The following is an 18,824-nucleotide window of genomic DNA, read 5'->3' as shown; positions in this document are numbered from 1 at the left end:
CACCCACCCCAAACAACAACGTCGGCCTTCAAGACCACAACCGGGTCCTGAAGGCCGACGTCACGCGAAGGGCCGAATTAACCAACAGCGTCCGATTTCGGCGGGGCCCTCAGCTCGGGTACAGCTCTCTGCGCCGGACGTCAGTCCTTGATCTCGCAGATGGTGGCGCCGGAGGTGACGGACGCGCCGACCTCGGCGGCCAGACCCTTGACGGTGCCGGAGCGGTGCGCGTTCAGCGGCTGCTCCATCTTCATGGCCTCGAGTACGACGACGAGGTCGCCCTCCTTGACCTCCTGGCCCTCCTCGACAGCGATCTTGACGATCGTGCCCTGCATGGGCGAGGCGAGGGTGTCGCCGGAGGCGGCGGGGCCGGACTTCTTCGCCGCCCGGCGCTTCGGCTTGGCGCCGGCGGCCAGGCCGGTGCGGGCCAGGGTCATGCCCAGTGAGGAAGGCAGCGACACCTCCAGGCGCTTGCCACCGACCTCGACGACGATGGTCTCGCGACCGGACTCGTCCTCGTCAACGTCGGCACCCGGCACGGTGAACGCCGGGATCTCGTTGACGAACTCGGTCTCGATCCACCGGGTGTGGACCGTGAACGGGTCGGAGGTGAACGCCGGGTCCGCGACGACCGCGCGGTGGAACGGGATGGCCGTGGCCATGCCCTCGACGTTGAACTCGGCGAGCGCACGCGCCGCACGCTGCAGCGCCTGCTCACGCGTGGCGCCCGTCACGATCAGCTTGGCGAGCAGGGAGTCCCACGCCGGGCCGATGACCGAACCCGTCTCGACACCCGCGTCCAGGCGGACACCGGGGCCGGACGGCGGCGCGAACGCGGTCACCGTGCCGGGGGCCGGCAGGAAGCCGCGGCCCGGGTCCTCGCCGTTGATGCGGAACTCGATGGAGTGTCCGCGCACGGCGGGGTCGTCGTAACCGAGCGCCTCACCGTCGGCGATCCGGAACATCTCGCGGACCAGGTCGATGCCGGTGACCTCTTCGGAGACCGGGTGCTCGACCTGGAGGCGGGTGTTGACCTCCAGGAAGGAGATCGTGCCGTCTACGCCGACGAGGAACTCGACGGTGCCGGCGCCGATGTAACCGGCCTCCTTGAGGATGGCCTTGGAGGCGCGGTACAGCTCGGCGTTCTGGGCGTCGGTCAGGAACGGCGCCGGGGCCTCCTCCACCAGCTTCTGGTGGCGGCGCTGGAGCGAGCAGTCACGGGTCGACACGACGACGACGTTGCCGTGGCTGTCGGCCAGGCACTGCGTCTCGACGTGGCGCGGCTTGTCGAGGTAGCGCTCGACGAAGCACTCGCCGCGCCCGAAGGCCGCGACGGCCTCGCGCACGGCGGAGTCGTACAGCTCCGGGACCTCTTCGAGAGTGCGGGCGACCTTCAGGCCGCGGCCGCCGCCGCCGAATGCCGCCTTGATGGCGATCGGCAGACCGTTCTGCTCGGCGAACGCGACGACCTCGTCGGCGCCCGAGACCGGGTCCGGCGTACCGGCGACGAGCGGGGCACCCGCGCGCTGCGCGATGTGCCGGGCCGCCACCTTGTCGCCCAGGTCACGGATGGCCTGCGGCGGCGGGCCGATCCAGGTCAGGCCCGCGTCGAGTACGGCCTGGGCGAACTCGGCGTTCTCGGACAGGAAGCCGTAACCGGGGTGAACCGCATCAGCCCCCGAATCCTTGGCGGCCTGGAGAACCTTGGCCATGTCCAGATAGCTGGCGGCCGGGGTCTCACCGCCCAGAGCGAACGCCTCGTCGGCCGCGCGGACGTGCAGAGCGTCCCGGTCCGGATCGGCGTAGACGGCTACGCTCGCGATTCCGGCATCCCGGCAGGCCCGAGCAACGCGGACAGCGATTTCGCCTCGGTTGGCGATGAGCACCTTGCGCACGATTGGCTCCCTCCTTGAAACAAGCTGAGTTTAGGGACTGCCGACACGGCCCTACGACCCATCCCCAATAGTGAGCTTGCCCACACGGAGCGTGATTCGAGGCTCGCTCGAGTCGCGAATTCCCTTGTCGCACCACGGTACGACGGGATCCTTCACCGCACAGTAGCCCTCAGGTGTGGCGCAGGTCTCTGTCTGAGCGGTCAGCGGCGCGCCACCATTCTTTGTCGAGTCCCTACGAACGCCCGAATGATTCTTTGCCCTGCGACCGGCGCTGTCCGACCCCTTGTACGGAGGATTACCCGTTAGTAGCGTTTGGGCCGTCGCGTACGTACTAGGGGTAACAGCCGGAAGAGGGTGGGCGCCGTGGCGCGCAGACCGATAGCTGCCGCTGCCGCGGCTGTGCTGTTCGTCGAAGCCGTGGGGATCGTGTTCATCCACTGGATCCTCGGCAAGGTCGTCAACAGCCAGTCGATGTCCCTCGCCGGCCTGGACCCGGACGTGATGTCCACGTCGACGTTCGTGATGGGCGGCGGCTTCGGCCTCTACCTGGTGGCGTGCGGCGTCCTGCTGCTGCGGGCCGCCTTGTCGGACCGTGCGCCGGGTCGCCTCGGCCGGATCCTGCTGATCGCGTGCGCTGTGGTGCACGGGGTGCTCGGGGCGCTGTGCGTCGGGCTGGTGGGCTGGGCCGCGTTCGCGGTGCTGATGGCCGCGTTCGGCCTGATCGTGCTGTCGGTCATCGCCTACGGGCAGCGGGACGAGCCGGGAAGCCCGCCCGAGCCCGTGGACGCCCCGCCGGCCGGTCCGCCGGAGAACGGGACTCCGGCGCCGGCCTGACGCGTCGGGCGGGCGGCTCAGAACGGGAACCGCGGCGAGTCCTGGCTCATCACCGCGCAGGAGGCCGGGTTCACGGACCACAGGGCGCTCAGCTCTTCGGCGAGCGCGGCGGTGAGGCGGTGCATGTCCGCGGGAGCGGACTCGTGCATCGCCTCGGCGATGATCAGGACGCTGCTCGTCGCGCCGCGGACGGCGGAGGCGCCGCTCTGCCGGTTGGTCCATCGCCGGGAGTGCGCCTGTCCGGCGTCGTCCGCGAAGATCACTTCACCGGGGCCGGGATTCTCCGTCCCGCCGGAGAACGTCACGTACTTCTCGTCACCGGTGGCGTAACGGACCTCAAGGTTCCCGGAGATCTCGGAAACGTCGAATACGCCGACCGGAATCGCGAACGCGAGCGATACGGCATTGCAGACGTCGATCAGCGGATGAATCCGGGGCAGCGAATTCTCTTTCCTGAAGCGCCGCAGGAGGGATTCGGAGGCACAGCGGTACTGGGTCGGCCTGTGGCCCATTACGGAGAAGGCGCGCCGCCATGCCTGGATCTCGGGCAGCTCTCCTTCGGTGCCGAGTGCGAGCCGCGACTCCGCCAGCGCGTGATAGGTGGCGAGCGTACGGTCGACGGGTGCGTCCTCGGTGATTCCGTCGGCGCGGATCACACCGGGCACGAGTTCGGGGAAGTCGCGCCAGATCTCGTTCGCGTGCTGGAAGTGCATGGAGTCTGCTTTCGTTGGTCAGAGGAACGCGAGCCGGGCGCCGAGCGCGGCGAACGCGCCCGCGAAGACCCTGCGCATCCCGGTCAGGACACGGGGGCGCGAGAGGACGTGATGCCGCATCGCGGCGGCGAACCTTCCGTAGGCGGCGAAGACCAGGAACGTGAGCAGCATGAATACGGCGCTCAACTCGGCCATGCGCAAGAGGGCGTTCGGCTCGCCCGCACTCACGAACTGGGGCAGGAAAGCGAAGAAGAAGACCGTGAGTTTCGGGTTGAGGATATTGATGAGGATGCCGGAGGTGATGACTTTCGTCGCCGACCGGGGTCGGGTGTCCTTCTGTGCCGTGAGGGCGTTCTTGTCGCGGAGCGTGCTCCACGCCATGTAGAGGAGATAGGCGACGCCCAGGTACTTGAGGATCTGGAATGCCGTCGCGCTGGTATGGAGGAGTGCCGCGAGGCCCGTGATCGCCGCCACCATGTGCGGAATGATGCCGAGCGTGCATCCGGCCGCGGCGACGGCACTCGCGCGGGCGCCGCGGGAAAGACCGGCCGCCACGGTGTAAAGCACGCCGGTTCCCGGAGTGGCGACAACAATCAGAGACGTCAAGAGGAACTCGGTGTTCATGCCCTCACCCTGACGACACAATGGCCTGATGAACAGGTCCATTGACGACGCCTCCGACCGGTCCACAACAGCCTCTCCCGGGTCGGACTTCCTCCAGCTGGACCCGGACGAAGCGCCGGCCGGCGGGCTGTCGGACTGGCTGGCACGCAGGCTCAGGGCGGCGATATCGGACGGCAGCCTCCCGGTCGGGAGCCGCCTGCCGGCCACGCGGGTGCTCGCGGGCGAACTGCGGGTCTCACGCGGGGTGGTGACGGAGGCGTACCGGCGGCTCACGGAGGACGGGCACGTCGCGGGGCGGGGCAGAGCGGGGACGGTGGTCGTGGCGGCGCCGCTCGCGCCTGCTCCCGCGCCTGCTCCCGCCGGCCCCGCGACGGGTTCGTCCGCAGGAGCGGTGTTCGCCGTAACGCCGCCGGGGGCGGACGTCTTCGACGCGCTGCGCGCTGCGCGGGCCCGCATCGACCTGTCGCCCGGTGTGCCCGATCTCGCCGCGTTCCCGCGAGCGGCGTGGCTGCGCGCGGAACGCGCCGTACTCAAAGATCTGTCGGCGTCCGACCTCGGGTACGGAGACCCGCGCGGCGCACGGGAGTTGCGTGTCGCGGTGGCGAACTGGCTGGCGCGGAACCGGGGGATCAGGGCCGACGCGGGTGAGGTCCTGATCACGTCGGGCACCGCCCAGGGGCTCGGGCTGTTGGCGCAGGTGCTCCGGGACGACGGGATCCGCGCGATGGCGGTGGAGGACCCGGGGTCGCTCGGGGCCCGGCAGCACCTGAACAACCGGCGGTTGGAGACGCCGCCGGTCGCGGTGGACGCGGAGGGGATACGGGTCGGCGAACTGCGGGACACCGGCGCGAGGGCGGTTCTGCTCACCCCGGCGCATCAGTTCCCGACCGGGGTGGTGCTCGGCGGCGTACGACGCCGGGAGCTGATGCGGTGGGCCGGGGAGGGCGGGCTGATCGTCGAGGACGACTACGACGCCGAGCACCGCTACGACCGGCCGCCGGTGCCCGCGCTGCGGTCGGTGCTCGCCGAGCACGTCTGCTACGCCGGGAGCGTGTCCAAGCTGCTCGCGCCCGCGCTGCGGGTGGGCTGGATGCTGGCCCCGCCGAAGTACCGGGACGCGTTGGTGGACGCCAAGCGGTTCGCCGATCTCGGCAACGCGGTGCTGCCGCAACTGGTGCTGGCCCGGCTGATGGAGTCGGGCGAGATGGAACGCCACCTGCGCCTTCTGCGCCGACGGCACCGGCGGCGCCGCGACGCGATGATCGCGGCGATCGGGGAGCATCTGCCGGGGGCGGTGGTGCACGGCGCGGCGGCGGGCCTGCACCTGATGATCACCTTCGATGGCGCACGGTTCGACGACACCGGCCTGGCGGCGGCGGCACTCGCGCGCGGTGTGAAAGTCCAGCCGCTGTCGTGGCACCGGCAGCGACCGGGCCGCCCCGGCCTGGTGCTCGGTTACGCCGCGACCGCGCCGGGAGGGATCGGCGAGGGGATCGCGACCCTGGGCGCGGTCATGCCCAGAGGGCGGTGATCGGCGTACCGAGGTCGGCGAGGAGCCGGCGCAGCAGCGGCAGCGAGAGTCCGATGACGTTGCCGGGGTCGCCGTCGATGCCGTCGATGAACGGGGCCGAGCGGCCGTCGAGGGTGAAGGCGCCGGCGACGTGGAGGGGTTCACCGGTCGCGACGTACGCGGAGATCTCGGCGTCGGTCGGCTCGCCGAAGCGAACCGTCGTGGACGCGGTGGCGCAGGCGCGGCGGCCGGTGGCGGTGTCGATCACGCAGTGGCCGGTCTGCAGGATGCCGGAGCGGCCCCGCATGGACTTCCAACGGGCGGTGGCGTCCTCGGCGTCGGCGGGCTTGCCGAGCGCCGCGCCGTCGAGTTCGAGTACGGAGTCGCAGCCGATGACCAGGGCGTCGGCGGCCTCGGGGCGGGCGGCCACGGACGCCGCCTTGGCCTCCGCGAGTACGAGTGCCAGCTCGCCCGGTGTGGGCGCGGTGATCGCGTCCTCGTCGACGCCACTGACGACCACCTCCGGAGCGAGCCCGGCCTGGCGGAGGAGCGCGAGGCGGGCGGGGGAGGCGGAGGCGAGGACGAGGCGGCGGCGCGGATCAGTCATGCGGTTCATCGTACGAGGCGCAGGGGGCGGACCCTCCTCCTGCCGGGCGGTCCCCAGCAGCGGTCGGCGGGCATCCCGTACGCCGCGACGGCCGGTGGGGGTCAGTGCACGCCCAGTACGAACATCGCCAGCACCATCGCCAGCGCGAGCAGCACGCCCGCGCGCCGGAGCATCGCCTGCATCTCGCGCAGCTCTTTCGGAGGCTTGTTCTCCGGGTCGGACCACAGCATGCCTTCGATCCTGCGGCCGACGCGGCTCCTGCGCCTGAGTACCTGTACTCAGGCGGGCCAGTACCAATGGACTAATTTCCGGTGAACGATCCGGCCTTCGCCGCCGTCACCGCCACCGAAGCCGCCCGCACGGCGTCCGCCTCGCCCAGCGGTTCCCGGCTCACCGCGAAGCGGTAGTACAGCGGCGCGGACACCGCCCGGACCACCTCGCCCGGGTCCGTCCCGGCCGGGACCTCCCCCCGGCCCGCCGCCCGCTCCACGCACGGCGCCCACGCACGGATGCGCGTCGCGTAGAAGCCGTTCAGCGCGGACGCGCACTCCTCGTCGCAGGCCGCCGCCGCGATGACCGCCTGGAAGACCGGACCCATGCGCGGGTCGGTGAGGCTCCGGTGGACGAGACGGGCGTTGGCCAGCAGATCCTCCTCCAGCGAGCCGGTGTCCGCGGCGGGAACCGACTGCTCGGCCATGTCGCGCAGCAGGTCGGCCACGAGGCCGGCCGCCGAGCCCCAGCGGCGGTAGACCGTCGTCTTGCCGACGCCCGCCCGCACCGCGACCCGGTCCAGGTTCAGCCCGTGGAAGCCCCCCTCCACGAGCGCCTCCTGGGTCGCTTCGAGCACGGCGGCGCGAACCTTGGCGGTCCGCCCGCCGGGGCGCACGGTCCCCGGCGTGAGCGGGGCGGCTTCCAAACGGGAATTCTGTTCCATTAGACGCTCCGAGTCTGGTACGGTCCTCACATCTTAACGGAACTTGCTTCCCATTAGGGAAAGGGCTGTGTCATGACCGTCAAGCTCGTCCGCCGCATCGCCGCCCCCGTCGTCGCTTCCGCGCTCGCTCTCGGACTGCTCGGCGCGGCGCAGCCGTCGTCCTCCGCGCAGCCCGCCGGCCGCTGGACCGCCGCCTGGGGCGCCTCGCCACAGCTGGCGAGCACCGGTTTCACCCCCAACTGGTCCCAGGAGGGCTTCTCGCGCCAGACCGTCCGCCAGGTCGTCCGCGTCACCGGCGCCGGCGAGCGGGTCCGTATCCGCCTCTCCAACACGTACGGGACCTCGCCGCTCGGCATCACGGGCGCCACGATCGCCCGTACGGCGAAGGAGAAGGGCGCCGCCGTCGAGCCCGACAGCGTCCGCCACCTCACCTTCGCCGGCAAGCGGTCCGTCGATATCCCCGCCCGCGGCGAGCTGCGCAGCGACGCCGCCCCGCTGTCCCTTGACCGGCTGGAGTCCGTCACCGTCACCCTCTACCTGGCCGGCACCACCGGGCCCGCCACCTTCCACTCCCAGGCCTGGGCCGACACCTACCGCGCCGAGGGCGACCACCGCGCGGACGCGTCCGGCGCGGCCTTCACCGACTCCACCCAGTCCTGGTACTACCTCTCCGGTGTCGAGGTCGGTGGAGCCCGGCCCGGCAGGAAGGACGGGATCGTCCTCTTCGGCGACTCCATCACCGACAGCTTCGGCTCCACCCCGAACACCGACCGCCGCTACTCCGACGCCCTCGCCGAGCGCACCGGCCGCCCCGTCGCCAACCAGGGCATCGGCGGCAACCTCGTCCTCAACGACTCCGCCTGGTACGGCGAACGCGCCACCGCACGCTTCGGCCGCGACGCCCTCGACCAGTCCGGCGTCTCCACCGTCGTCGTACTCGAAGGACTCAACGACATCGGCTTCAGCGAGGCGAAGAACCAGCCGACCTACAAGCCGTCCCCCGTCGTCTCCTCCGCCGAACTCGTCGCCGGCTACCGCAAGCTGATCCGCGCCGCCCACGCCAAGGGCCTGCGGATCGTCGGCTCCACCCTCCTGCCGCTCAAGGGCTCCGACCACTGGGGCAAGCACGCGGCGCGCGTCAGTGACGAGGTCAACCACTGGATCCGCACGTCGGGCGAGTTCGACGCGTACGCCGACTTCGACAAGGCGCTCGCCGACCCGGCCGACGCCGACCGCCTCAACCCGGCGTACGACTACGGGGACGCGCTGCACCCCAACGACGCGGGCTACCGGCTGATGGCGAAGACCGTCGCCGAGGTCCTGTGAGCGGACAGCGACGAAGGCCGGACCCGCCGAGCGGGTCCGGCCTTCATGTCTGTCGTCCTCTAGCCGGGCCAGTACGTCCGGCCCCAGGCCGTCGGTCCCGGCTGCGGCAGCCGGTGCCGCGCCACCCTGGCCGGGTCCGACCAGGCGGTCGGCGGTTCCTCCGCGCCGGACGGCGAGCCGGCCGCCGCCGCGGCGCGGGCCTGGACCACCGCGAGGGCGGCGGCCAGCTCCTCGGGGGTCGGGTTGCCCCGTATGACCTTGATCATCGTCGCGGCCCTTCCTAGAGCGGGATGTTGCCGTGCTTCTTCGGGGGGAGGGATTCCCGCTTGGTACGCAGCTGGCGCAGCCCGCGCACGATGTGGCGGCGCGTCTCCGACGGCATGATCACCGCGTCGACGTAACCGCGCTCGGCGGCGACGTAAGGATTCAGCAGCGTGTCCTCGTAGTCGGCGATCAGCTCCGCCCGGATCGCCTCGGCGGCAGCCTCGTCGACGGATGCCGCGATCGTACGGCGGTGCAGGATGTTGACCGCGCCCTGCGCGCCCATCACCGCGATCTGCGCGGTCGGCCACGCCAGGTTCAGGTCGGCGCCCAGGTGCTTGGAGCCCATGACGTCGTACGCGCCGCCGAAGGCCTTGCGCGTGATGACGGTGATGAGCGGGACCGTCGCCTCGGCGTACGCGTAGATCAGCTTGGCGCCGCGCCGGATGATGCCGCCGTACTCCTGGTCCACGCCCGGCAGGAAGCCCGGCACGTCCACGAATGTCAGCACCGGCACGTTGAAGGCGTCACACGTGCGGACGAACCGCGCGGCCTTCTCGGAGGCGTTGATGTCCAGGCAGCCCGCGAACTGCATCGGCTGGTTGGCGACGATGCCCACCGGGCGGCCCTCGACGCGCCCGAAGCCGGTGAGGATGTTCGGCGCGAAGAGCGCCTGCGTCTCCAGGAACTCGCCGTCGTCCAGCACGTGCTCGATCGCCGTGTGCATGTCGTACGGCTGGTTCGCGCTGTCCGGGATGAGCGTGTCCAGCTCGCGGTCCTCGTCGGACGTCTCCAGGTCCGCGTCCTCGGGGAAGGCCGGCGGCTCGCTGAGGTTGTTCGAAGGGAGGTACGAGAGCAGCGACTTGACGTAGTCGATCGCGTCCTTCTCGTCACCCGCCATGTGGTGCGCCACACCCGAGGTGGTGTTGTGCGTACGCGCGCCGCCGAGCTCCTCGAAGCCGACGTCCTCGCCGGTGACCGTCTTGATGACGTCGGGGCCGGTGATGAACATGTGCGAGGTCTGGTCGACCATCACCGTGAAGTCGGTGATCGCGGGCGAGTAGACCGCGCCGCCCGCGCACGGGCCGACGATCAGCGAGATCTGCGGTACGACGCCCGACGCGTGGACGTTGCGGCGGAAGATCTCGGCGAACAGGCCGAGCGCGACGACACCCTCCTGGATGCGCGCGCCACCGCCGTCGTTGATGCCCACGACCGGACAGCCGGTCTTGAGCGCGAAGTCCATGACCTTGACGATCTTCTCGCCGTAGACCTCGCCGAGCGACCCGCCGAAGATGGTGAAGTCCTGCGAATAGACGCAGACCGGGCGGCCGTCGACCGTGCCGTAGCCGGTCACCACGCCGTCGCCGTACGGGCGGTTCTTCTCGATGCCGAAGTTCGTCGAGCGGTGCCGGGCGAACTCGTCGAGCTCGACGAACGACCCCTCGTCCATGAGCAGTTCGATCCGCTCACGGGCCGTCAGCTTGCCCTTCGCGTGCTGCTTTTCGACCGCGCGCGCGGAGCCCGCGTGCGTGGCCTCGTCGATACGTCGCTGCAAATCCGCGATCTTGCCCGCGGTGGTGTGGATGTCTGTCTCGGGCTCGGACATCGGGATGCGGCTCCCTGCCTGGTCAGCGGACGGCTACTGGCACGTAGCGTAGCGGCGCGTGTGCCGCTCGGCAGTGCGTCGTTTGCCACACCTACGCTGGGTTGCATGACGCCTCCCGATGCTTCAGACCACCGTTGGTCCGACCTCGACCGCCCGCCGCTCAGTGCCACGGCGCTGCGCCGCGCGCTGGTGCGGGAGGGCGGGCTGTGGACGTCCCTGGACGTCGTGCCCTCCATCGGATCCACCAATACCGAACTGGCCGGGCGGGCGGAAGACCTGCCCGAAGGCGCGGTGCTCGTCGCCGAGGAACAGACCGAGGGCCGCGGGCGCCTCGACCGGCGCTGGTCGGCGCCCGCACGCTCCGGGCTCTTCTTCTCCGTACTGCTGAAGCCCACCGGGGTCCCCGTCGAGAAGTGGGGCTGGCTGCCGCTGCTCGCCGGCGTCTCGGTGGCGACCGCGCTGTCCCGGTCCGCCGGCGTCGACACGGCGCTCAAGTGGCCCAACGACCTCCTGGTCACCGTCGGCGGCGAGGAGCGCAAGACCGGCGGCATCCTCGCGGAGCGAGCTGCGGACGGTGTCGTCGTCGGCATCGGCATCAACGTCACCCTCACCGAGAAGGAACTGCCGATCCCCGGCGCCGGGTCACTGGCGCTGGCGGGCGCCGTCTCGACGGACCGGGACACGCTGCTGCGGTCGGTGCTGCGTTCGCTCGATCAGTGGTACGGCGAGTGGCGGGCCGCCGACGGTGATCCGGCGGCCTGCCGCCTCCAGGAGGCGTACGCCGCGGGCTGTGCCACGCTCGGCCGTACGGTACGGGCCGAACTGCCCGGCGGACGGTCGGTGACCGGCGAGGCGGTGGCGATCGACGGCCATGGGCGGCTGGTCCTGGCGACGGCCGAAGGGGTCCAGCAGCCGGTGGGAGCAGGTGACGTCGTACACCTCAGGCCGGGGACGAGTACAGAGGAGACGCGCGGGACGGGGGAGTGAGCTAGGGCACACCTGCCGTATCGTTGAGGCGATCCGCGACGGATCGGCGGGACAGACGATCGGCAGGACACAGGGCAGTGCGCAGGGAACGGGCAGGAGGCGGTAGGTGACCGTCGACGACGCGGGGTCCTCTGCTGGTGCGCGCCGGGACTCGGGGCCGGGGCCGGGTGCGGCCGCGCCGACCGGTTCCGGCGCGGGTGAGGAGTCCTCTGTGGGTGCGGCATACCCGTCCGGCGCGGACACGCCCGCCACCGGGGAAGACCACCACGGGGCCGGGACCGGCCCCGGCCAGGGGATCGTCCGCGCGGACGGGAGCGAGAGCGGGGTGCCCGCGGCCGTGGAGCCTTCGCCGTACCCCACCCCGCACCACGCCGTCGACCACACCGCCGAGCCGACCGACGATCCGCTCGCCATCCGTCTCGAGCAGCTGATCCTCGGCGCCGAGCGCCGCTACACCCCCTTTCAGGCCGCCCGTACCGCAGGCGTCTCCATGGACCTCGCCTCACGCTTCTGGCGGGCCATGGGCTTCGCCGACATCGGGCAGGCCAAGGCCCTGACCGAGGCGGACGTCCTGGCCCTGCGGCGGCTCGCGGGTCTCGTCGAGGCGGGGCTGCTCAGCGAGCCGATGGCGGTCCAGGTCGCCCGGTCCACCGGGCAGACCACCGCCCGGCTGGCGGAATGGCAGATCGATTCTTTCCTGGAAGGTCTGACCGAGCCGCCCGAGCCCGGCATGACCCGTACCGAAGTCACGTATCCGCTGGTCGAGCTGCTCCTCCCCGAGCTGGAGGAGTTCCTCCGGTACGTCTGGCGGCGTCAGCTCGCCGCCGCGACCGGCCGGGTCGTCCAGGCCGCCGACGACGAGGAAATGGTCGACCGGCGGCTCGCGGTCGGCTTCGCGGACCTCGTCGGCTTCACGCGGCTGACGCGGCGCCTGGAGGAGGAGGAGCTGGGCGAGCTGGTCGAGGCGTTCGAGACGACCTGCGCCGACCTCGTCGCGGCGCACGGCGGCCGGCTCATCAAGACGCTCGGCGACGAAGTCCTGTACGCGGCGGACGACGCCGGCACGGCGGCGGAGATCGCGCTGCGGCTCATCGAGACGATGGCGGCCAACCCGACGATGCCGGCCCTGCGCGTCGGCATCGCCTTCGGCACGGTCACCACGCGCATGGGCGATGTCTTCGGTACGACCGTGAACCTCGCCAGCCGGCTCACCTCGATAGCGCCCAAGGACGCCCTCCTCGTGGACGGAGCGTTCGCCGAGGAGCTGTCGCGGACCGGCGACGCGCCGGTGTCCGAGGCGGAGGCGGCGGCCGAGGCGGAGAAGGCGGAGAAGGAGGGCGTCGCCCCGCCCTCGTACCGTTTCGCGCTCCAGCCGATGTGGCAGCGGCCGGTGCGCGGGCTCGGCACCGTCGAACCATGGCTTCTGACCAGGCGCGCCACCTAGGATCCTCCCGGTAACGATCGTTAACCGGGAGGGTGTGCGGCATGAGTGCGGAACAGGAACGCTTCGGGGAGTTCGTCGGCGTGCGGCGGCACGGGCACGTCGCCGAACTGCTGCTCGACCGGCCCAAGGCGATGAACGCCGTGTCCACCGACATGGCCCGTTCCATCGCGGCGGCGTGCGACGCGCTGGGCGCGGACCCGCAGGTGCGCGTGACGGTGGTGACCTCCAGCCACGAGCGGGCGTTCTGCGTCGGCGCCGACCTCAAGGAGCGGAACTCCTTCACGGACGCGGAGCTCGTGCGTCAGCGGCCGGTCGCCCGGGGCGCGTACACCGGCGTACTGGAGCTTCCGATGCCGACGATCGCCGCGGTGCACGGCTTCGCGCTGGGCGGCGGTTTCGAACTGGCGTTGGCCTGCGACCTGATCGTGGCCGACCGTACGGCGGTGGTCGGGCTGCCCGAGGTGTCGGTGGGCGTCATTCCCGGCGGCGGCGGTACGCAGCTGCTGCCCCGGCGGGTCGGGGCGGCGCGGGCGGCGGAGCTCGTGTTCACGGCGCGGCGGGTGGAGGCGGCGGAGGCGGCCTCGCTCGGCCTGGTGGACCAGCTGGTGGACGCGGGCCGGGACCGGGAGGAGGCGCTGGCGCTGGCGGCGCGGATCGCCGGGAACTCGCCGGTGGGCCTGCGGGCGGCGAAGCGGGCGATGCGGCTCGGGCACGGGCTGGACCTGCGGGCCGGGCTCGAGGTCGAGGACGCGGCGTGGCGCTCGGTGGCCTTCTCGGGCGACCGGGCGGAGGGTGTGGCGGCGTTCAACGAGAAGCGCGCACCCCAGTGGCCGGGCGAGTAAAGACCAAATCGCTACAAAACTCTACAAACTCCTTAAGCTGGGGTGATGGGTGAGGATGTGCGGCTACGGGCCGTCGTGACGCTGGCGCAGGCGATGGCGGCGGCGCACACCCCGCGCGAGTCGTGGCGGGCGGCCGCGCTGGGGGCGAAGGAGGCTCTGGGGGGCAGCTTCGCGGCGGTGTCCGTGTGGGAGCGCGAGCTGGGGCAGCTGCGGGTGCTCGTGAACGCGGGGGTGCGGGCGGCGGGGGAGGACGAGTTCCCCGAGGGCGAGACCTATCCCGTACACCAGTTTCCCGAGATCGCGGAGTTCCTGCACGAGAAGTGGGCGGGCGGGGGCGAGCCCAACGCCTGGGTCGAGACGGCGGAGGCGGCCGCCGGTGCTTCCGACGCCGCCGGGTACTGCCACCAGCGGGTGGCGGCGCTGCGGCGGCGCGGGCGCGGGTCGTGCGTGGTCGCGCCCATCGTGCTGCGGGGCCAGGCGTGGGGTGAGCTGTATGTGGCGCGGCCGGCCGGGGCGCCGGTCTTCGGCCGGTCCGACGCGGACTTCGCGACGGTGCTCGCGTCGGTGGTGGCGGCCGGTATCGCCCAGACCGAGCTGCTGGAGGAGGTCCGCAAGCTCGCGTTCACGGACCCGCTGACGGGGCTGGCGAACCGGCGGGCGGTCGACATGGGGCTGGACGAGGCAGTGGAGCGGCACCGCGCTTCCGGGGTGGTCGTCAGTCTGGTCGTCTGTGACCTGAACGGCCTGAAGCGGGTCAACGACTCGCTCGGCCACGCGGTGGGCGACCGGTTGCTGGAGCGTTTCGGCTCGGTCCTTTCCGTGTGCGGGGCCATGCTGCCGGGAGCGCTGGCGGCGCGGCTCGGGGGCGACGAGTTCTGCCTGCTCGCGGTCGGGCCGTCCTCGGACGCGGTGGTGAAGGTGGCGGAGGATCTGTGCGTACGGGCCGGGGAGATGGACCTCGGGGAGGGGGTCGCGTGCGGGGTGGCTTCGACCGGTGATCCGATCGGGCCGGTACGTACCGCCCGCCGTCTCTTCCGGCTCGCGGACGCGGCGCAGTACCGGGCGAAGGCCGCGCGCTCCGCGCTGCCGGTGGTGGCGGGGCGTGACGGAGCTGTGGTCCGGCTCGCGGACGCGGTCCCGCCGGCGCCGCACGACCGGCGGCGGTTCCGGGGGCGGGAGCCGGGGTGAGTGGCGCCGGGGTGCGGCGCGGGCGTGCTGGCCCCGGGGGCTCGCAAACGGTCCGCGCCGTCCGCCGCCCGGTAAGGGGTCAACCGTCCGTCGGGTAGTGACAGAGAGGGATTCAGTCCGTAGGGTTCTGAATATGGATATGCACACAGTCGTGCTGGGGACGTCGGGGACGACCGCAGCGGACGTCATCGCCGTCGCCCGGGACAACGCCAGGGTCGAGCTCTCCCAGGAAGCCCTCGCCGCCCTCGCCGCCTCCCGCGAGATCGTGGACGCGCTCGCGGCCAAGCCCGAACCCGTCTACGGCGTCTCGACCGGATTCGGCGCCCTCGCCTCCCGGCACATCAGCCAGGACCTGCGCGCCCAGTTGCAGCGCAACATCGTCCGGTCGCACGCCGCCGGCATGGGCCCGCACGTCGAGCGCGAAGTCGTCCGCGCGCTGATGTTCCTGCGGCTCAAGACCGTCGCCTCCGGTCACACCGGCGTACGCCCGTACGTCGCCCAGACCATGGCGGACCTGCTCAACGCCGGGATCACGCCCGTCGTCCACGAGTACGGATCGCTCGGCTGCTCCGGCGACCTCGCCCCCCTCAGCCACTGCGCCCTCGCGCTGATGGGCGAAGGCGACGCCGAAGGGCCCGACGGAGTCGTCCGGCCCGCCGGCGAGCTCCTCGCCGCCCACGGCATCGCCCCCGTCGAGCTGCGCGAGAAGGAGGGCCTGGCCCTCCTCAACGGCACCGACGGCATGCTCGGCATGCTGATCATGGCCATCGGCGACCTCAAGCGGCTCTACACCTCCGCCGACATCACCGCCGCCCTCAGCCTCGAAGCCCTCCTCGGCACCGACAAGGTCCTCGCGCCCGAGCTGCACGCCATACGCCCGCACCCCGGCCAGGGCGAGTCCGCCGACAACATGCTCCGCGTGCTTGCCGGTTCCGGGCTCACCGGCCACCATCAGGACGACGCTCCGCGCGTCCAGGACGCCTACTCCGTGCGCTGCGCCCCCCAGGTCGCCGGCGCCGGGCGCGACACCATCGCGTACGCGCTCACCGTCGCCGAGCGGGAGCTGGCCTCCGCCGTCGACAACCCCGTCGTCCTGCCCGACGGCCGCGTCGAGTCCAACGGCAACTTCCACGGGGCGCCCGTCGCCTACGTACTGGACTTCCTCGCCATCGCCGCCGCCGACCTCGGTTCCATCTGCGAGCGCCGCACCGACCGGCTCCTGGACAAGAACCGGTCGCACGGGCTGCCGCCCTTCCTCGCCGACGACGCCGGCGTCGACTCGGGCCTGATGATCGCCCAGTACACGCAGGCCGCCCTGGTCAGTGAGATGAAGCGGCTCGCGTCGCCCGCCTCCGTCGACTCGATTCCGTCCTCCGCCATGCAGGAGGACCACGTCTCCATGGGCTGGTCGGCGGCGCGCAAGCTGCGTACGACGATCGACAACCTCACCCGGATCGTCGCCGTCGAGCTGTACGCCGCCACGCGCGGCATCGAGCTGCGCGAGGGGCTCACGCCCGCGCCCGCCTCGCAGGCGGTCATCAAGGCCGTGCGGGAAGCGGGAGTCGAGGGCCCCGGCCCGGACCGCTTCCTCGCGCCCGACCTCGCCGCCGCCGATGCCTTCGTGCGGGCGGGCAGGCTCGTCGAGGCCGTCGAGCCCGTGACCGGGCCGCTCGCCTGAGAGAAGTGGGGGTCGAGGGCCGTGCGTCAGATCACCTGGCGCGCGGCCCTTCGCATCGAGAAGGCCAGGAAACCGGCGCCCACGCCGAGAAAGGCCGTGCCGCCGATCAGGTAAGGGGTGGTGTCCACGCTGCCCGTGTCGGCGAGCGCGAGATCCCGCGCGGCGCTTCTCCCGGCGGCCGTTGGCTGGGCCCGGTACTGCTGCTGCGACTCGGTCCGGTGCTCCGCCTCCTTCTCCGCCGTGGCGTTGGCGGACGGGACGAACCACAGAGCACACAGCAGTGTGCCCGCGGCGGTGGCGGTCAGCAGCGGTCGGCGTGCGGACACGTAATCGATCCCCCTTGAGGCAACCGGGAATTGGCCGTGTACGCCGATGCTAATGAAAGCAGCGGGTCGCAGGAAAGTCGCGAGAGCCCGGAGGCCTACGCTCCGAGGCATGAACGCATCTGACACGTCACGCTTTGTCCGGCTCCAGGTGGAATTGGTACTGGAAATTTCCGACCCCGAAACGCTCACCGACGCGGCTCTCGCCCACGTAACGGAAGACGCCCACGCGGCGGACGTCGAACGCACGCATGCCGAGGCTGCCGTCAGGGAAGACGTCGCGGAGGCCCTCGCGCACCTTGTGGACCCGTTCGATCTGATCAGCGAAGTCCCCGGAGTGGAGCTCGCGCAGGCCTCGTGGAGCAGTGAGCGGATCGACTACAACCCCGACGCCGTGGAGTGGGACCTGGATGAGGACGACGAGGAGGGCCCCGCGTAGCTTCTCCGGTGAGCCCGGTGAACAAAAGCGCGCCGCCGCCGCAACCGGCGGCGGCGTGGCTGCGTCGGTCTCTGTGATCAGTGGTGTTCCCCACATTCCCCCCAGATGTGGAACGGACGAATCGAATCAGGTGTTTAGGACATTGGCAGGGTGATGCTGCCCAGCGGCCCTGCCCGGGGATTTTGTGGGGAATCGGCAACGATGGAGAAGCGTGTGATGACGGACAGCAAGCGGCGCAGGGGTCTCATGGCCGCGTCCGCACTGCTCGGCGGCGTTCTGGTCCTTTCGGGCTGCAGCGACGGCGGCGACAAGGGCGGCAGCGCCCAGAGCTCCAAGAAGTCGCAGGCCGAGGTGGACGAGGCGGCGGCCAAGGACACCTCCAAGGCCCGAATAGCGATCACGCCCAAGGGCGGCGCCGACAACGTCAGCATCAATCGCGGCACCAAGGTCACCGTCAGCGAGGGCAAGCTGACCGACGTCACCATGACCTCAACGGCCGGCGCGAAGGTGGCGGGCACGATCGCCGCCGACGGCAAGAGCTGGAAGCCGGACGCCCAGCTGGAGCGTTCGACGACGTACAAGATCTCCGCGACGGCAGCAGACTCCGAGGGCCGCGAGGCCCACGAGAACGCCTCCTTCACCACCGTCTCGCCCGCCAACAGCTTCATCGGGAACTTCACGCCCGATGACGGCTCCAAGGTCGGCGTGGGCATGCCGGTATCGATCAACTTCGACAAGCCGATCACCGACAAGGCCGCCGTCCAGGAGGGCATCACGGTCACGTCGAGCAGCGGCCAGGAAGTCGTCGGCCACTGGTTCAGCTCGCAGCGTCTGGACTTCCGCCCCCAGGAGTACTGGAAGGGCGACTCCACGGTCACCATGAAGCTGGCCCTCGACGGCGTCGAAGGCGCCGACGGGATCTACGGCGTCCAGGACAAGACCGTCACCTTCACGGTGGGCCGCAACCAGGTCAGCACCGTCGACGCCAAGTCCAAGACCATGACGGTCACCCAGGACGGCAAGACGGTCAAGACCATCCCGATCTCCGCGGGCGCGCCGGACAACCCGACGTACAACGGTCAGATGGTGATCTCCGAGAAGTTCAAGGAGACCCGGATGAACGGTGCGACGGTCGGCTTTACGGACGACGACGGCAAGGGCGAGTACGACATCAAGGACGTGCCGCACGCCATGCGGCTGTCCACGTCGGGCACGTTCATCCACGGCAACTACTGGGGCGCCGACTCGATCTTCGGCAGCGCCAACACCAGCCACGGCTGCGTGGGCCTGAACGACGCCAAGGGTGCGAACGACCCGAACCAGCCCGGTGCCTGGTTCTTCAACAACTCGCTCATCGGCGACGTGGTCATCGTCAAGAACTCCCCGGACAAGACCATCAAGCCGGACAACGGCCTCAACGGCTGGAACATGGACTGGGAGCAGTGGAAGGCCGGCTCCGAGGCCTGAGCCGATCCTGAGAGCGCCCTCCCCGCGTTTTCGCAGCACGTGCGGCGGCGGGGGGGGGGCCCCCCCCCGGGGGGGGGGCCCCCCCCCCCCCGGGGCCCCCCGGGCAGGGGGGCGGGACACCGCCCCCCAAAAAACACCCCACA

19 protein-coding genes are annotated in these 18,824 nt (G+C 71.2%); 10 read left to right on the top strand and 9 right to left on the bottom strand.

Annotation, left to right across the window (positions count from 1 at the left end; all coding sequences use genetic code 11):
* Positions 1 to 140: 140 nt before the first annotated feature.
* The gene (locus ACWIHY_RS38230) at positions 141 to 1,895 is read right to left on the bottom strand and encodes an acetyl/propionyl/methylcrotonyl-CoA carboxylase subunit alpha (RefSeq protein ID WP_454381257.1); all 1,755 of its coding nucleotides are present in this window, start codon (positions 1,893 to 1,895) and stop codon (positions 141 to 143) included.
* 354 nt (positions 1,896 to 2,249) lie between these two features.
* Between ACWIHY_RS38230 and ACWIHY_RS38225 the strand changes: the two genes are divergently transcribed.
* On the top strand, positions 2,250 to 2,729 hold the full coding sequence (locus ACWIHY_RS38225; RefSeq protein ID WP_454381256.1) for a hypothetical protein: 480 nt from the start codon (positions 2,250 to 2,252) through the stop codon (positions 2,727 to 2,729).
* A 17-nt stretch (positions 2,730 to 2,746) separates the two neighbouring features.
* Here the strand turns inward: ACWIHY_RS38225 and ACWIHY_RS38220 are convergent, their stop codons facing one another.
* Together ACWIHY_RS38220 and ACWIHY_RS38215 are read right to left on the bottom strand one after the other, a co-directional pair.
* The gene (locus ACWIHY_RS38220; RefSeq protein ID WP_454381255.1) at positions 2,747 to 3,442 is read right to left on the bottom strand and encodes a B3/B4 domain-containing protein; all 696 of its coding nucleotides are present in this window, start codon (positions 3,440 to 3,442) and stop codon (positions 2,747 to 2,749) included.
* Positions 3,443 to 3,460: 18 nt separating this feature from the next.
* The gene (locus ACWIHY_RS38215; protein ID WP_454381254.1) at positions 3,461 to 4,066 is read right to left on the bottom strand and encodes a LysE family translocator; all 606 of its coding nucleotides are present in this window, start codon (positions 4,064 to 4,066) and stop codon (positions 3,461 to 3,463) included.
* Between the two features lie 28 nt (positions 4,067 to 4,094).
* Between ACWIHY_RS38215 and pdxR the strand changes: the two genes are divergently transcribed.
* A complete protein-coding gene (gene pdxR / locus ACWIHY_RS38210; protein ID WP_454381253.1) occupies positions 4,095 to 5,597 on the top strand; it encodes a MocR-like pyridoxine biosynthesis transcription factor PdxR in 1,503 nt (500 codons plus the stop codon).
* Here pdxR and ACWIHY_RS38205 read toward each other — a convergent pair.
* The 3 genes from ACWIHY_RS38205 to ACWIHY_RS38195 form a co-directional block, all read right to left on the bottom strand.
* On the bottom strand, positions 5,578 to 6,183 hold the full coding sequence (locus ACWIHY_RS38205) for a nucleoside triphosphate pyrophosphatase (protein ID WP_454381252.1): 606 nt from the start codon (positions 6,181 to 6,183) through the stop codon (positions 5,578 to 5,580). The two genes, pdxR and ACWIHY_RS38205, sit on opposite strands and share 20 nt — an antisense overlap.
* Before the next feature lie 101 nt (positions 6,184 to 6,284).
* Positions 6,285 to 6,413, bottom strand: a complete 129-nt coding sequence (gene mmpB / locus ACWIHY_RS38200) for a morphogenic membrane protein MmpB (protein ID WP_454381251.1) — start codon at positions 6,411 to 6,413, stop codon at positions 6,285 to 6,287.
* Between the two features lie 71 nt (positions 6,414 to 6,484).
* The gene (locus ACWIHY_RS38195) at positions 6,485 to 7,117 is read right to left on the bottom strand and encodes a TetR/AcrR family transcriptional regulator (protein ID WP_454381250.1); all 633 of its coding nucleotides are present in this window, start codon (positions 7,115 to 7,117) and stop codon (positions 6,485 to 6,487) included.
* A gap of 72 nt (positions 7,118 to 7,189) precedes the next feature.
* Between ACWIHY_RS38195 and ACWIHY_RS38190 the strand changes: the two genes are divergently transcribed.
* A complete protein-coding gene (locus ACWIHY_RS38190) occupies positions 7,190 to 8,443 on the top strand; it encodes an SGNH/GDSL hydrolase family protein (protein WP_454381248.1) in 1,254 nt (417 codons plus the stop codon).
* Positions 8,444 to 8,502: 59 nt separating this feature from the next.
* On the opposite strand, the gene ACWIHY_RS38185 is transcribed toward ACWIHY_RS38190, so the two are convergent.
* Positions 8,503 to 8,709, bottom strand: coding sequence for an acyl-CoA carboxylase epsilon subunit (locus ACWIHY_RS38185; protein ID WP_454381247.1), 207 nt, complete (start codon positions 8,707 to 8,709; stop codon positions 8,503 to 8,505).
* Between the two features lie 14 nt (positions 8,710 to 8,723).
* Positions 8,724 to 10,313 carry an acyl-CoA carboxylase subunit beta gene (locus ACWIHY_RS38180; protein ID WP_454381246.1) on the bottom strand — a complete coding sequence of 530 codons (1,590 nt, stop codon included), beginning with the start codon at positions 10,311 to 10,313 and terminating at the stop codon, positions 8,724 to 8,726.
* A 105-nt stretch (positions 10,314 to 10,418) separates the two neighbouring features.
* On the opposite strand from ACWIHY_RS38180, the gene ACWIHY_RS38175 reads away from it, so the two are divergent.
* From ACWIHY_RS38175 to hutH, 5 genes are all read left to right on the top strand, one after another.
* The gene (locus tag ACWIHY_RS38175; RefSeq protein WP_454381245.1) at positions 10,419 to 11,300 is read left to right on the top strand and encodes a biotin--[acetyl-CoA-carboxylase] ligase; all 882 of its coding nucleotides are present in this window, start codon (positions 10,419 to 10,421) and stop codon (positions 11,298 to 11,300) included.
* 337 nt (positions 11,301 to 11,637) lie between these two features.
* Entirely contained in the window at positions 11,638 to 12,744 is a 1,107-nt protein-coding gene (locus tag ACWIHY_RS38170) for an adenylate/guanylate cyclase domain-containing protein (RefSeq protein WP_454381258.1), read from the top strand.
* 41 nt (positions 12,745 to 12,785) lie between these two features.
* On the top strand, positions 12,786 to 13,586 hold the full coding sequence (locus ACWIHY_RS38165; RefSeq protein WP_454381244.1) for an enoyl-CoA hydratase/isomerase family protein: 801 nt from the start codon (positions 12,786 to 12,788) through the stop codon (positions 13,584 to 13,586).
* Positions 13,587 to 13,631: 45 nt separating this feature from the next.
* Entirely contained in the window at positions 13,632 to 14,774 is a 1,143-nt protein-coding gene (locus tag ACWIHY_RS38160) for a diguanylate cyclase domain-containing protein (RefSeq protein WP_454381243.1), read from the top strand.
* A gap of 133 nt (positions 14,775 to 14,907) precedes the next feature.
* Positions 14,908 to 16,452, top strand: a complete 1,545-nt coding sequence (gene hutH / locus ACWIHY_RS38155; RefSeq protein WP_454381242.1) for a histidine ammonia-lyase — start codon at positions 14,908 to 14,910, stop codon at positions 16,450 to 16,452.
* A gap of 26 nt (positions 16,453 to 16,478) precedes the next feature.
* On the opposite strand, the gene ACWIHY_RS38150 is transcribed toward hutH, so the two are convergent.
* Positions 16,479 to 16,778 (bottom strand): hypothetical protein, encoded by a 300-nt coding sequence (locus ACWIHY_RS38150; protein ID WP_454381241.1) that lies wholly within the window; start codon positions 16,776 to 16,778, stop codon positions 16,479 to 16,481.
* Between the two features lie 109 nt (positions 16,779 to 16,887).
* On the opposite strand from ACWIHY_RS38150, the gene ACWIHY_RS38145 reads away from it, so the two are divergent.
* Positions 16,888 to 17,214 (top strand): hypothetical protein, encoded by a 327-nt coding sequence (locus ACWIHY_RS38145; protein WP_454381239.1) that lies wholly within the window; start codon positions 16,888 to 16,890, stop codon positions 17,212 to 17,214.
* A gap of 201 nt (positions 17,215 to 17,415) precedes the next feature.
* Complete coding sequence (locus ACWIHY_RS38140) at positions 17,416 to 18,681, top strand: L,D-transpeptidase (protein WP_454381238.1); 1,266 nt, start codon at positions 17,416 to 17,418, stop codon at positions 18,679 to 18,681.
* Positions 18,682 to 18,824 lie beyond the last annotated feature (143 nt).

The sequence above is a fragment of the Streptomyces sp. NPDC055287 genome (assembly GCF_053646035.1).
This window is presented reverse-complemented; position numbering and strand designations above follow the sequence as displayed.